The organism is Pseudomonas sp. TH41 (genome assembly GCF_016650695.1).
GTDB lineage: Bacteria > Pseudomonadota > Gammaproteobacteria > Pseudomonadales > Pseudomonadaceae > Aquipseudomonas.
This window is the reverse complement of sequence record NZ_JAEKFH010000001.1, coordinates 548,634-561,451: the sequence shown is the minus strand read 5'-3', so window position 1 is coordinate 561,451 and position 12,818 is coordinate 548,634. Positions and strand designations below refer to the sequence as shown.

12 protein-coding genes are annotated in these 12,818 nt (G+C 58.8%); 10 read left to right on the top strand and 2 right to left on the bottom strand.

The window, feature by feature from the left end:
* Nucleotides 1-176: 176 nt before the first annotated feature.
* Both JFU37_RS02580 and JFU37_RS02575 read left to right on the top strand, forming a co-directional pair.
* Nucleotides 177-506 carry a hypothetical protein gene (locus JFU37_RS02580; RefSeq protein WP_201112526.1) on the top strand — a complete coding sequence of 110 codons (330 nt, stop codon included), beginning with the start codon at nucleotides 177-179 and terminating at the stop codon, nucleotides 504-506.
* A 139-nt stretch (nucleotides 507-645) separates the two neighbouring features.
* The gene (locus JFU37_RS02575; protein ID WP_201112523.1) at nucleotides 646-948 is read left to right on the top strand and encodes a hypothetical protein; all 303 of its coding nucleotides are present in this window, start codon (nucleotides 646-648) and stop codon (nucleotides 946-948) included.
* On the opposite strand, the gene cynR is transcribed toward JFU37_RS02575, so the two are convergent.
* A complete protein-coding gene (gene cynR, locus JFU37_RS02570) occupies nucleotides 934-1,821 on the bottom strand; it encodes a transcriptional regulator CynR (RefSeq protein ID WP_201112521.1) in 888 nt (295 codons plus the stop codon). The two genes, JFU37_RS02575 and cynR, sit on opposite strands and share 15 nt — an antisense overlap.
* Before the next feature lie 122 nt (nucleotides 1,822-1,943).
* On the opposite strand from cynR, the gene cynS reads away from it, so the two are divergent.
* The 6 genes from cynS to JFU37_RS02540 all read left to right on the top strand — a co-directional run bounded on the left by cynS (nucleotide 1,944) and on the right by JFU37_RS02540 (nucleotide 8,778).
* A complete protein-coding gene (gene cynS / locus JFU37_RS02565) occupies nucleotides 1,944-2,411 on the top strand; it encodes a cyanase (protein ID WP_201112519.1) in 468 nt (155 codons plus the stop codon).
* 200 nt (nucleotides 2,412-2,611) lie between these two features.
* Entirely contained in the window at nucleotides 2,612-3,271 is a 660-nt protein-coding gene (locus tag JFU37_RS02560) for a carbonic anhydrase (protein WP_201112517.1), read from the top strand.
* Between the two features lie 290 nt (nucleotides 3,272-3,561).
* Complete coding sequence (locus tag JFU37_RS02555; protein ID WP_201112515.1) at nucleotides 3,562-3,765, top strand: HvfA family oxazolone/thioamide-modified RiPP metallophore; 204 nt, start codon at nucleotides 3,562-3,564, stop codon at nucleotides 3,763-3,765.
* Between the two features lie 58 nt (nucleotides 3,766-3,823).
* Nucleotides 3,824-4,339 (top strand): HvfX family Cu-binding RiPP maturation protein, encoded by a 516-nt coding sequence (locus tag JFU37_RS02550; RefSeq protein WP_201112513.1) that lies wholly within the window; start codon nucleotides 3,824-3,826, stop codon nucleotides 4,337-4,339.
* A 54-nt stretch (nucleotides 4,340-4,393) separates the two neighbouring features.
* Complete coding sequence (locus JFU37_RS02545; protein WP_201112511.1) at nucleotides 4,394-5,092, top strand: dienelactone hydrolase family protein; 699 nt, start codon at nucleotides 4,394-4,396, stop codon at nucleotides 5,090-5,092.
* 197 nt (nucleotides 5,093-5,289) lie between these two features.
* Nucleotides 5,290-8,778 (top strand): hypothetical protein, encoded by a 3,489-nt coding sequence (locus JFU37_RS02540; protein ID WP_201112509.1) that lies wholly within the window; start codon nucleotides 5,290-5,292, stop codon nucleotides 8,776-8,778.
* Nucleotides 8,779-9,545: 767 nt separating this feature from the next.
* Here JFU37_RS02540 and JFU37_RS02535 read toward each other — a convergent pair.
* Nucleotides 9,546-10,166: a cell wall hydrolase gene (locus JFU37_RS02535; protein ID WP_201112658.1), complete on the bottom strand. Its 621-nt coding sequence runs from the start codon at nucleotides 10,164-10,166 to the stop codon at nucleotides 9,546-9,548.
* 201 nt (nucleotides 10,167-10,367) lie between these two features.
* Between JFU37_RS02535 and JFU37_RS02530 the strand changes: the two genes are divergently transcribed.
* Nucleotides 10,368-11,219: a CAP domain-containing protein gene (locus JFU37_RS02530; protein WP_201112508.1), complete on the top strand. Its 852-nt coding sequence runs from the start codon at nucleotides 10,368-10,370 to the stop codon at nucleotides 11,217-11,219.
* A 200-nt stretch (nucleotides 11,220-11,419) separates the two neighbouring features.
* Nucleotides 11,420-12,778, top strand: a complete 1,359-nt coding sequence (gene chrA / locus JFU37_RS02525) for a chromate efflux transporter (RefSeq protein ID WP_201112505.1) — start codon at nucleotides 11,420-11,422, stop codon at nucleotides 12,776-12,778.
* The last annotated feature ends 40 nt before the right edge of the window (nucleotides 12,779-12,818 follow it).

The following is a 12,818-nucleotide window of genomic DNA, read 5'->3' as shown; positions in this document are numbered from 1 at the left end:
GACGCTATTGCGTAGCAGCTATTCAACAAGACTACATGCAACAGACGCGGGACCTCGCCAATTTGGCGGCTGAACGCTGACGTCCTGGTTTCGGTGCCAGGGATCAACTAACCGATGGGCTACTTGTATTAGCGAATCAACTTTGAAAGATCACCAAATGGTCAAGGGGCTTTATTATGAATCTGAACAATCAACCCACTATCGATGAACTGGCTCGTATGTTCGCTGCCCAAAAAGACAGCCATGACAGCCATATTCTGTGGATCAGCAAGTCGGGCCAGGTTCATATCGACTGCCTGTCGCCTCACGCCCATGAAGCGGAGTTCGACAAGAACAACCAGCACCTGCTCGCCCGACTGAAGATGTACCGTCGCGGCCAGGGCTATGTCGGCAAGAAAGCCGCGGCCGACAAGGACTTCATCGGTAATGTTCTGCAAACGCTGAAACAGGCGTGGGCATCGATGCAGAACCACAACGAAGTTCGGGTGATTGACCGGTTCTATTGATTGCTCAATGGGGGTTTAATCCCTCCCCCCTCAATAAAGAAGGCCCCGCTCGTCACATCGAGCGGGGCCTTTTTGTTTTTCTCGTGCTCATCAAACCTAGCTATCGTTAAGTCTATCCACTGACCATTGGAGGCTTGCGATGAAAAGTACCCTGACGCTCATGCTGTTGTTGGCACTGGTGAATGTTGCTTACGCAGACAGTACGCCCGGCATGCCCTCCTTCGATGTCGACTGCCCCGGTAAAATCCCCGTCCACGCGGATCAGGACGGGCCGGTGTTGATCAACGGCAAAGAAGCCGAGAGCAAAGCCATCGACGATCACCACTTCGAAGCCAAAGGACAGGGCCTCACGCTGTCGATCTTCCTCGACGCTGACGACTCGGTGATCGTGACCCCTATTGGCAAGACTCCCAATAACCCGTGCCTGTCAGTGGATGATTGATTTCGCGCCCAGCACCAGGTCCATAAAGGCCAGCGACGCCGCGCTGTGATAGTTATTTTTGCGTCGTAGTAGAGCGGCGCCACGCCTGGGCGCCTCCCCCAGCAGCGGAATTTTACGCAGCGCACGGTCCTGGGTGGCGATGGCTTCCGGAAGAATAGTGGCAATGGCCGTGTGCCGGATGACTTCCAGCAACGTGTTCACCGAGTTGACCTCAATCACCACCTTCGGCGTGATCTGTGCGTGGGCAAAGTACTCATCGATGCGGGTGCGAGTGACGAAGTCCTGGGCCAGCAACGCAAACTCCAACTGCGCCACGTCCTCGGCGGACAACGCACTGTGGTTTTCATAGAGTGGATGATCGCGCCCGACCATCACCCCCAACGTTTCGGTAAACGCCGGGATCGATTCGATGTCGGCACTGCGCACCTGGGAAAACGCGATGGCGATGTCCAGAGAGTCATCCGCCAACCTGGCCTCGATGTCGTCCATCGACAACTCGAAAATCTCCAGATGGATGTTCGGAAACCGCGCTACGTAATCGCGCACCAACGGTCCCACCAGGTACGCCATGAAGGTCGGCGTCATGGCCAGCCGCAACGAGCCCCGGGACAAGTCCTTCACGTCATGCAGCGCGCGTTTGCCGGCGGCCAGTTCCACCAACACCCGTCGGGCGCACTCGATGTAGGCCTCGCCGGCATCGGTGGGCTTGACCGTACGCGAGGTTCGGTCGAACAGGCTGACGCCCAGGGTTTCTTCCAGTTGCCGGATCTGTTGAGACAGGGTCGGCTGAGAGACGTGCAGCGCCTCGGCGGCGCGGGTGAAACCGCCGTGGTCGGCGACCGCCAGCAAATAGCGCAGATGTCGGAGCAGCATGGGGGTCACCATCCATAGGCAGCACTTATGCGTTGCATTGTATATCGGTCTTGGACGCTATGGATCAAACGGCAGAAGATTGCTCCACACCCAAGCGATACCCACCCGATAGGAGCAACCCCATGCAACAGTCGCACGCTTACAACGACCCAAGCCTGGCCCTGACCACGTCGATCCTCGACGCCAAGGCGCGCAAAAACCTGTCCTGGCAGGACCTGACCGACGGCACCGGCCTGGGTCTGGCCTACGTCACTGCAGCCCTGCTCGGTCAGCACCCCTTGCCGGAAAGCGCCGCCAAAGTGATTGGCGAGAAACTCGACCTGGACGCCGACGCCGTAGCCCGTCTGCAGATCATTCCGCTGCGCGGCAGCCTCTCGGGTGTCCCGACCGACCCGACCATCTACCGTTTCTACGAGATGATCCAGATCTACGGCACCACCCTCAAAGCCCTGGTTCATGAACAATTCGGCGACGGCATTATCAGCGCCATCAACTTCAAGCTCGACATGAAGAAAGTCGAAGACCCGGAAGGCGGCTCCCGCGCCGTGATCACCCTCGATGGCAAGTTCCTGCCATTGCGTCCTTTCTAAGCAGATACCGGCCGTTAAGACACGCAATCCCCTGTAGGAGCGAGCTCGCTCGCGAAGGAGGTTAACGATAACGCGTTCTTCCTGAACAAACGCGTTGCTCTTAAATTCTTCGTCGGAACGCCGCCCGGAGCAAGCTCGCTCCTACAGGGCTCGGCAGCTGCTACGGGAACATCATTTGAATCACGTATAAGGAAACCACCATGAAAGCGCTCATCGACGGTTTTTTGAAGTTCCAGAAGGAAGCCTTCCCACAACGGACCGACCTGTTTAAACACCTGGCCACCACGCAACACCCCGGCACGCTGTTCATCACCTGTTCCGACAGCCGTGTCGTCCCGGAACTGCTGACCCAGCAAGAACCCGGTGAACTGTTTGTGATCCGCAACGCCGGCAATATCGTGCCGTCCTACAGCCCGCATCCGGGCGGTGTATCGGCCACCGTCGAATATGCGGTCGCGGTACTGGGGGTCACCGACATCGTGATCTGCGGCCATTCGGATTGTGGCGCCATGACCGCTGTCGCCCAGTGCAAATGCATGGATCACCTACCCGCCGTCAGCGGCTGGTTGCAACACGCAGAGTCGGCGAAAGTCATCAACGAGTCCCGCCCTCACGCCAATGACGCGGCAAAAGTGAGCTCGATGGTCCGGGAAAATGTGATCGCCCAACTGGCCAACATTCAGACCCACCCGAGCGTGCGACTGGCTCAGGAAAAAGGCCTGCTGAACCTGCATGGCTGGGTCTACGACATCGAAACCGGTTCGGTCGATGCGCTGGACGCCAACAGTCGCCGTTTCAAGTCGTTGGCTGAGTACCCGAACACCTGTGCCGTTTACAGCAAAGCGGTTGAAGCCGCGTAGGAGCCAACGAAACACCCATTCCCACGAATCAATCCCATACCCCGGTAGGAGCTGCCGGAGGCTGCGATCTTTTGATTTTGCTTTTAGAAACGAAGATCAAAAGATCGCAGCCTTCGGCAGCTCCTACAGATGTACGTATCAAAGTGTGTACAGCCCTGCTTCTGACACACCGCCCTTATAAAACCCCCTGCCAAAGACACATCGCAGATACAGCTGCTTGATGAAATGTGCCTGTCGATTGGCCAAGCCGATCAAAGCGCTCAACTCACTCAATGCTACGGAGTATCACCATGTTCAAACGCTCGACTGCTTCCCTGACCCTCGGCCTGATCATCGCGGGTGGCCTGGCGCTGTCCAACGTCGCTTCGGCCTCCGAGTCCGAAGCGTTCAGCATGAAACAACTGGCCCACGGCTACAGCCAGGCCCAGGCCGATACGGCGGAAAAACCGGCTGAAGGCAAATGTGGCGAAGGCAAGTGCGGCGCCAGCGAGTAACCCATTGCGCGGGGCACGCCGTTTGTCCCGCATTCCTGACTGAACGGAGACCTAGCCCATGAACACTGCAATTTCGTCGGCCGTGAAAGGCCTGCACCTGAACCTCGATCGTGCCGGTAGCTGGCTCGCCCCCCTGACCTTGCGGTTGTTCATCGCCTGGGAGTTCTTCGAGTCAGGTCTGGAAAAGTGGAACGGTGAAAACTGGTTCGCCGACATCCAGGACCGCTTCCCGTTTCCGTTCGACCATGTGTCGGCCACCCTCAACTGGGAACTGTCGATGTGGGCCGAGTTGATTTGCGCCCTCGCCATCCTGGTGGGTTTGGGCACGCGAATATCGGCCATTATTCTGATCGTGGTCACGGTTGTTGCGACGGCGGCCGTTCACTGGCCGGCCGATTGGTCTACATTGAGTGAGCTTGCTCAGGGTTACGCCATCACCAACAAGGGCCATGGCAACTTCAAACTGCCGTTGATCTACCTCGCCGCCCTGATGCCATTGTTGCTCTCGGGTGCCGGCAAGCTGAGCCTTGATACACTGCTGACACGATTTTTCTGGCGCCGTAACAATCGTTGAAATGTTACCGTGGCAAGCTTCATCCCCACCTCACTTGCGTAGACAGGAGCCACCATGGCCGTGACCACCCAATGGATCGAAATCGACAGCGCCGAAGGTAAATTCGGCGCTTACCTGGCGATTCCTCATACCCAAAAAGGCCCGGGGATCGTATTGATCCAGGAAATCTTCGGCGTCAACGAGCACATCCGCTCCGTCGCCGAGCAATACGCCGCCGACGGCTATCTGGTGATCGCACCGGACCTGTTCTGGCGCAACGGTCACCGCATCGAACTGGGCTACGACGAAGCCGGCTGGAAACGCGCGGTCGAGCTGATGAATGCCACCGACATCAAAAAAGCGCAGACCGACATCGAACTGGCCATCGACGCCCTGAAAGCTCAACCGGGCCTGGATGGCGGGATCGCGTCCATCGGTTATTGCTTTGGCGGCTTGCTCTCGTACCACACCGCCGCCAACGGGCTGGTGGACGTGGCGATCGCTTATTACGGCGGCGGGATCCAGAATTATCTGGATCGGGCCGATGAGATCGAAGTGCCGCTGCTGATGCACTTCGGTGAACAGGACAGCCACATTTCATTGGAAGCCGTGGAGAAAATTGCCGAACGTTTCGATACCAACGATAACGTCGAAATTGTCGTCTATCCGGAAGCCGAGCATGGCTTCAACTGCTCGCATCGCGACAGCTACAACCAACGCGCAGCGGCTGAAGCCCACGGCAATACGCTGATCTTTTTGGGCATGGAACTGTAAAACCGCCGCCCACGCAAAAGGCACCTTCGTCAAACGATGAAGGTGCCTTTTTTTATGGGCGGCGCTTACATGAGCAAAGCAATGCGGTAGATCGGGTCGTCCGCCGTGCTGTTGGCCAACTCGCCCGCACGGTGCGCCTCCTTTAATACGTCTATACATAACGTTAAGCAGTTGGCCGAAAACGCGAGGTCCAGGCCATGGACAGCAAGGGTTCAGGCACTAATCTGGCGTTCTGGCTGCCAGGCAGTGCGGTCATCCTCAGTCTGGTGGTATCAATGTTCGCCCTCAACCGCGAGCCTTTCCTCGAACCGCGGCCCATCGGTGCACAATTTCAGGCGCAACTGCCCATCGAAGCGCGACTATGGCAGGACCCTTTCGATGCGGTGGAGCGTTATCGCAAGAAGCTCGCCGACAGCAAGAACCCGGACGCCGAAAATGTGTGCAGTCCTGATATATCCCCCCTGTCCGGAGCAAAACAGGTGCCCGACATCATGGTGGCGCTGGTCGAAGGCGGCCCTTACGCCGACGAAGTTGAACGCCGGCGACGCATTCGTTACGCCTTGTTGGCGGGATTCAAGAACTCCCACCGGGTGCCGGATCAGGAGCAGTACATCCATTGCTTGAGACTCGCCACTAACCTGTCGGTCGACGCCCCGCAGAAAACCGGTTTCGTCGATGCACCTTATGAAATCTTCGTGTCCAATCCATTCGACCCGCCGACAGCCCTCGAAGGGGCCGCGCCACCGCCGGACCGAACGATCGTGTTCTGGTTGAAACAGGACGCGCTCGGCTCAACCCCGCTGCAACTGCTCGAAACGTTACGCACCAGCCTCAAGCAAAAAATCGCGGCGGCGTGTTCTCCAATGCCGTGTTCCGAATCACCCGGCAATGCCGTGCTCAAAGTCATCGGCCCTTCGACCTCGACGGTCCTGCGCGACATGTTCCAGGACCAGGACATCGGCAAAGCCACGCCCACTGTCGAAATCTACTCACCGCTGGCCACAGCCGACAACGAGACGCTGGATCGCGGCTACACGAAACTTTCGCCGCCTCTGGCAAACCGCGAACCCATGAAGTTGCTGCGCACCGTCAGCGACGACGGCACCATGACCCAGCTGATGCTGGAGGAATTGAAGCTGCGCCGTGTTGACCCGGCCAGCGGCGTGCGGTGCAGCGAAGGCAAACTGCGACGCATCGGCTCATCGTGCACCCGCGACCTCCGCCGCAGCGGTAATCGCATCGCCTTGATTTCCGAGTGGGACAGCTTCTACAGCCGCGCGTTGATCGAAAGCTTCAAGGCGCAGGTGGCCAATGACGCCCGCCTGGGCAACGACGAGAAAAACCAGCGGGCGGTGGTTGATCAATGGATTTTGCGCTTCAGCTATTTACGCGGCCTGGACGGGCGCCTGCCGGAGGAGTCCGCGAGCACGGATAAAACCGCCAACACCGATACCAGCAAAAACAGCAACGGCGCGGGTCAAATCGATCTCAGCCCACTGGAGAAATCCGACGGCAACTCCCAGCTCGATTACCTGCGACGCCTCGCCGACCACATCGCCAGCGAGGACGCGGCCTACCGACGCAACGGCGAAAGCGGCATCGGCGCTATCGGCGTACTGGGCGTGGACGCCTACGACAAGCTGTTGGTGCTGCAGGCGCTCAAGAGCCGGATGCCGTACAAACTGTATTTTTCCACGGACCTCGACGCCCGCATGCTGCAACGGGGCCAGGCGCAAACCACCCGCAACCTGATACTCGCCGCACCCTATGGACTGACGCTGACACGCGCCCTGCAACAAGACGTGCCGCCGTTTCGCGACAGTCTGCAAAGTGCGGTGTTCATCTCGGTACTGGCCGCCCTCGCGCCGCAGTCCTTCGACGCCAAGCGCGCGAAGTTCGACTATTCCAAATCGGAGTTGCTGTCGCCGGGGATCTATGAGGTGGGCATCAGCGGCTTCATACCCTTGGCGAGCCGCCTGACCGCCTCGCGTCCCGCCAACTGCGAAGCCCCGACGCAATCGCAGTCCGATCTCGGTATACGTCCGCACGACCTGATGGCACTGCGCTGCCTTCAAGACCCGTCGCCACCGCCCTACCCTGAACCCTCCCAGTCCATCCGTGAGCGATTCAAGCAAGTTCAATCCTTCTACTGGGCCGGCCCGCTGACGATTACGCTGCTGATACTCGCCGGGTTTATCGTCTGGTGGCGGATCGAAGGCCCACAGGATGACCGCGACACCCCGCTGGCCTGGGTGCGCGGCGTGCCAATGACCTTGTACATGGTGGCGGCGGCCTGCGCCTTTATCGCCACGCGGTTCTGGCACGCGGAATTCCTCTGGTTCACCTTCGTGCTGATCCTGTTGGGCATCGTCTCTTCGAACCTGGTCCGGCGTTCCGCCAGGCAACTGGTGTTGGCCGAGGATTCGACGGGCAGCACAACCTTGTACGACTCCTGGGCGTGGTACATCGTGGTGCCGCTCGTGGTGTTTATCCTCGCATTGATGCTGGCGTACCAGATGCGCAGCACCTTGACCGACAATGGCCTCGGTGAGCCGATGTTCCTGATGGAAGGCATCAGTGCCTGGCCGACCGTGGCGCTGCGGCTGCTGGCGGTGCTGATTTCCATCTCGGCATTGGCCTGGGGCTGGCGCAGGCTACGCATCAACCGGGCCGAGATCGAAACCGCCTACCATCTGAGCCTGCACATGCGCAAATACGAGATGACCTTGTGGGGCCAACTTCGACGCTTGATCCGCAGAGGCAAAGACTGGACGTTTCGTCGTTGGTGCAACGAACTGGGTCACTGCCTGCTGAAGATTTTTTTCCCATTGCTGACCACCAGCGACGACTGGTCTAAGAACTGTGAAGCCGTCCAGGCCAACTGCACCGACGGACGCAAGATGATCTCCATTGCGCGCTTCTGGGGTGAGCACTGCGTCTGCGGTTCGCTCGGCGCGCGAATGCTGCGGGCGATGCTTGCCACCTGGGTTTACGTGGTGGTCACCAGCGTGTTGTTTGTTGTTTGGCCCATGGAGGGAATCCCCGTTCGCGGCGAGTCTTCTATGGGGTGGATGCTGAGTTGGCTGATTCCAACCCTGGTGTTCCAGTTCCTGGTGTTCTGGGTGGTGGATGCCAATCTGCTGCTGACACGATTCATTCGCCATCTCAGCGAACATCATGCGATCTGGCCTGGCTCGTTGCAGATGGAGCACAAGAAAATCTTCGGCATGCTCAAGCATCCGTGCATCGACGAGTGGGTGGATTTACAGCTGATCGCCAAGCGCACCTCGGCCGTCAACCGGCTGATCTATGCGCCGACGGTGGTCATGCTGATCCTGGTGGCATCGCGAAGCAGCGCGTTCGATAACTGGCCGTCACCGCCCAGCCTGATCATTTCATTCCTGCTGACGGCGCTGGTGCTGCTCATCTCTGCGTTGTCGCTGCGGCGTGCAGCGGAAAAGGCCCGCACGCTGGCCTTGCAACGTCTTGATGCTTACCTGCTGGTAACGCCCGAAACGGTGCCTTGCTACGGTAAATTCAAAATGATCCGCGAGCGGGTTGCGCTGCTCAATACGGGGTCGTTTTCACGTTATTCGGAAGATCCGCTGATTCGGGCGTTGCTGCTGTCGCTGACGGGTATTGGTGGGTCGGCCATTGTTGATGCGTTGAATTATGCGAAGTTTTAGCGGGACGTCCATGACCTTGCCCAGGGGTGCATATCCGTTTTTTTGGTAGCGGCCGCTATTGGTTCCGCTCTTACAGCGGGTCACTTTGAAAAGCGCAAAGTAACCAAACGCTTCTGCCCCTTTCGTTCGGTGCCTCGCCTAGGCTCGGCATGCCCTCGCTCCGGTCCTGCTCCGTGGGCCCGCCGCCATCGGCCATCCATGGCCGGGGGCGGCTAACCCGGCATCCATGCCGGGTTGCCCACTGCGCAGAACCTCCACTCGGCCTCTCGAGGGGGCGGTGCATCGAGATCAAAAGCTGCAGGCGAGCTAACGCTCGGCCTGTTGAGTGGTGAACAGCCAAAGCGATACGCCGATCTGCTTTTTGTAGGAGCGAGCTTGCTCGCGATGGACGTGAACGATAACGCGTACTGTCTGGAAAAATGCGTTGCCTTCGAATTCATCGCGAGCAAGCTCGCTCCTACAGGGGGAGTGCGTACGCTCTGTAGGAGCTGCCGAAGGCTGCGATCTTTTGATCTTGATGTCGCTTTAGATGTCGATCTGCCGCCCCTTTCCCAGAGGCCGAACGCAGGCGTTGCGCAGGAGGCACCGCGGCAAGGATGCCGCGGTAGCCGCCCCCGGCCATGGATGGCCGATGGCGGCGGGCCCCCGGTCCATACAGGCGTTTGGAAAAGGGACTCGCTGTAAGAGCGAAACCGCCAGCCGCCGCTACCGCAAAAACGGATATGTACACAATCCAAAAAACCCCCATCCGCAGCGATGACCAACACCTACTTCGCCGCCCCCTCATGCGGCTTATAAAAGAGAAACTTCTTGGTCTCGGTAGTCTTGATGTACTCCTTGGCCCAATCCGGCTTCACATTGCGGTCATGGAAATACATGGCGCCATGGGTTCGGTCGGTCAGTTGTTTGTTGAGCGCTTTGCGGGCGATTTCCTTGGCAATCACGTATTGGGACTCTTCCTGGGCTTTATCGGAACGCCCATCACACCACCACGAAAACTGGCATTTCTTTTTCTCGGAGCCTTGCTTGACCACGCCACACACCGTATCCGGAAAGCCCTCATGGCCCAGTCGATTCATGACCACACTGGCGACGGCTTCCATGTCTGCCGACTCCCCAGTTTTGGCTTCCCAGTAAATGGAACGAGCCAGGCAGGTGATTGCATCGTCCATCGGCGCTTTTCCTGCCGGATCGACTGCCTGCACTTCAGAGGTCGTGATGGTTTCGGCCTTGGGCACCACCACGTCGCTGCCCTTCTCCGCGGCTTTCTGTTCCAGGACCTGAGCCTTGTCTTCGGCCACTTCTTTTTTTTGTGCCTGGTCATCCGCCAACACGTGACCAGTGAGAAGGGTTAATGCAAGGCAGGTGACTGTCCAAATAAATCGCATGATCGACCCTTCTGAGTGAACTGCGTTTGAACCACCAAATGTCGACGCTGTAACGCGTTTTATCGGCGATCTGGCTTGATTGTAGTAGCCAAAATTCATTCCAACAGACGGCGAATAAACTGTATTTCGGCGCGAAAAGGCATTGCGCTCACGGGGGTGAAATCGCGCATCATGGGCGCAGTCAGCTCAAGGGGGATTTCCATGCGTTTGATTTCATCCATTCCACGTTTTGCCGCGTTGTCACTGGCTCTGTTATTCGCCGGCCAGGCGCTGGCGGCCGACGAGAAACAACTGATTGACTCGATCAACCTCTACCGCAGCCAAGTGCAGCGTTGCGCGGGTCAGCCGGCGGGAGAGTTGCCGCCGCTGGCGGGCGATCCACGTCTGGCGCTGTCCGCCACCAGTGTTGGCAATCTGCAGCAGGCCATGCAGAGCGCGGGGTATCCGATGGTCAACGTGCAGGCGATCAGCCTGTCCGGGCCGCGAGATGCGCCAGCGGCAATGAAGGCGATTCAGGAAAGTTTTTGCCAAGTGGTGCTGGACCCGCAATTCGTCGATGTCGGCGTCAGTCGGGATGGGCGTGAGTGGCGCATTGTGCTGGCGCGTCCGTTGTTGAGCGGACGTCTGGGCGACACGCAGGCAGAAGGGCAAAAGCTGATGGCAGCGCTCAACACCGCCCGCAGCCAACCCCATCAATGCGGCACACAATCCTTCGCCGCTACCACTCCGCTGGCCTGGAATGCCATGCTGGCCACCGCAGCGGAGGGCCATTCACGGGCCATGGCCAACAACAACTTCTTCGATCACAAGGACCGCGAGGGTCGTACACCGGGTGACCGCGCTGAACTGGCGGGTTACGTCGGCCAGCAAATTGGCGAAAACATCGCCGCCGGACAAGACACCGTAGGCAAGGTGGTCAGTGGTTGGCTGGACAGTCCGGGGCACTGCGCTAATCTGATGAACCCGCAGTTCCGGGAGTTGGGGGCGGCGTATGCGGTGGATCCGAAGAGTGACGCGGGGATTTACTGGACGGCGATGTTTGGCACCCAGTGAGTGACAGGTTGTCATCAATTTCCTTGATCCTTTAAATCATGAAGCCGAATTTTTTATTTTTTTCCGACCTGTTCAAGATGGCTGCACTTTTGATATATCGGGCGAAAACTTCATGAATCTCAATTTTGCGTTTGCGTGCATGATCGTCGTCTCGTTTGCGATCGCACTAAGCCACAGCTGAATCGCTAAGGAGCAGCCGCTTGAGCGACACACCCTCGTCGGCCACCGATCTGAATCAAACAACACCCGAGCCGGTCTCCCTGCGAGAGGCCTTGCGCTTCTGGCTCAAACTCGGGTTCATCAGTTTCGGTGGCCCGGCCGGGCAGATTTCGATCATGCACCAGGAGTTGGTCGAGCGCCGACGCTGGATATCGGAGCGGCGGTTTCTGCATGCCCTCAACTATTGCATGTTGCTGCCTGGGCCTGAGGCTCAGCAGCTGGCGACCTACATCGGCTGGTTGATGCACCGCACGTGGGGTGGCGTGATTGCCGGCGCGCTGTTTGTGCTGCCGTCGCTGTTCATCCTGATTGCGTTATCCTGGATGTACATCGCCTTCGGTGAAGTGCCGGTGGTGGCCGGATTGTTTTACGGGATCAAGCCGGCCGTTACGGCGATTGTGGTGCAGGCGGCGCACCGGATCGGTTCCCGGGCGCTGAAAAACAATACGTTGTGGGGAATCGCCGCCGCGTCATTTGCGGCCATCTTCGTGTTCAACGTGCCCTTCCCGCTGATTGTGCTGGGGGCGGCGGTCATCGGTTATGTCGGTGGGCGTCTGGCCCCCGAAAAATTCAAGACCGGCGGCCACGGCGCCGCCCGGAAATCCTTCGGGCCTGCGCTGATCGATGACGACACCCCAACCCCGGACCATGCCCGCTTCAGCGGATTGAAACTGCTGCGCCTGGCCATTATCGGCGCAGCCTTGTGGGCGTTGCCGATGGGCATCCTCACCGTGCTGTTCGGTTGGGAAGGCACGCTGACCCAGATGGCCTGGTTCTTTACCAAAGCGGCGTTGCTGACGTTTGGCGGTGCGTACGCGGTGCTGCCGTATGTGTATCAAGGTGCGGTCGGCCACTATGGATGGCTGACGCCGACCCAGATGATTGATGGTTTGGCGCTGGGCGAAACCACGCCCGGACCGCTGATTATGGTGGTGGCCTTCGTCGGATTCATTGGCGCCTATGTGCGCCCGGTGTTCGGACCTGATCAAGCATTTCTCGCCGGCGCACTCGCCGCCACGCTGGTGACCTGGTTCACCTTCCTGCCTTCGTTCCTGTTCATCCTCGCTGGCGGACCGCTGGTGGAATCGACGCATAACGAACTCAAATTCACGGCACCGCTCACGGCGATTACCGCGGCGGTGGTCGGTGTGATCCTCAATCTGGCGTGCTTCTTTGGCTACCATGTACTGTGGCCGAAAGGCTTCAGTGGCCATTTCGACTGGCCTTCGGCGCTAATCGCCATCATCGCGGCGATAGCGTTGTTGCGCTTCAAGCGCGGGGTGATTGAGGTGCTGATGGGCTGTGGACTGATGGGGTTAGCGGTGCATTTTCTTCGTTAGAAAGCGTCCGAAAGCGCGGCGGAAACAGACGTCGTGGAGC

Bases quoted from the DNA above. Each gene is read 5' to 3' on its own strand.
- JFU37_RS02580 (WP_201112526.1), top strand. From the start codon at position 177: ATGAATCTGAACAATCAACCCACTATCGATGAACTGGCTCGTATGTTC.
- JFU37_RS02535 (WP_201112658.1), bottom strand. From the start codon at position 10,166: ATGCGATTTATTTGGACAGTCACCTGCCTTGCATTAACCCTTCTCACT.
- JFU37_RS02540 (WP_201112509.1), top strand. From the start codon at position 5,290: ATGGACAGCAAGGGTTCAGGCACTAATCTGGCGTTCTGGCTGCCAGGC.
- JFU37_RS02560 (WP_201112517.1), top strand. From the start codon at position 2,612: ATGAAAGCGCTCATCGACGGTTTTTTGAAGTTCCAGAAGGAAGCCTTC.
- JFU37_RS02550 (WP_201112513.1), top strand. From the start codon at position 3,824: ATGAACACTGCAATTTCGTCGGCCGTGAAAGGCCTGCACCTGAACCTC.
- JFU37_RS02530 (WP_201112508.1), top strand. From the start codon at position 10,368: ATGCGTTTGATTTCATCCATTCCACGTTTTGCCGCGTTGTCACTGGCT.
- cynR (WP_201112521.1), bottom strand. From the start codon at position 1,821: ATGCTGCTCCGACATCTGCGCTATTTGCTGGCGGTCGCCGACCACGGC.
- JFU37_RS02545 (WP_201112511.1), top strand. From the start codon at position 4,394: ATGGCCGTGACCACCCAATGGATCGAAATCGACAGCGCCGAAGGTAAA.
- cynS (WP_201112519.1), top strand. From the start codon at position 1,944: ATGCAACAGTCGCACGCTTACAACGACCCAAGCCTGGCCCTGACCACG.
- JFU37_RS02555 (WP_201112515.1), top strand. From the start codon at position 3,562: ATGTTCAAACGCTCGACTGCTTCCCTGACCCTCGGCCTGATCATCGCG.
- JFU37_RS02575 (WP_201112523.1), top strand. From the start codon at position 646: ATGAAAAGTACCCTGACGCTCATGCTGTTGTTGGCACTGGTGAATGTT.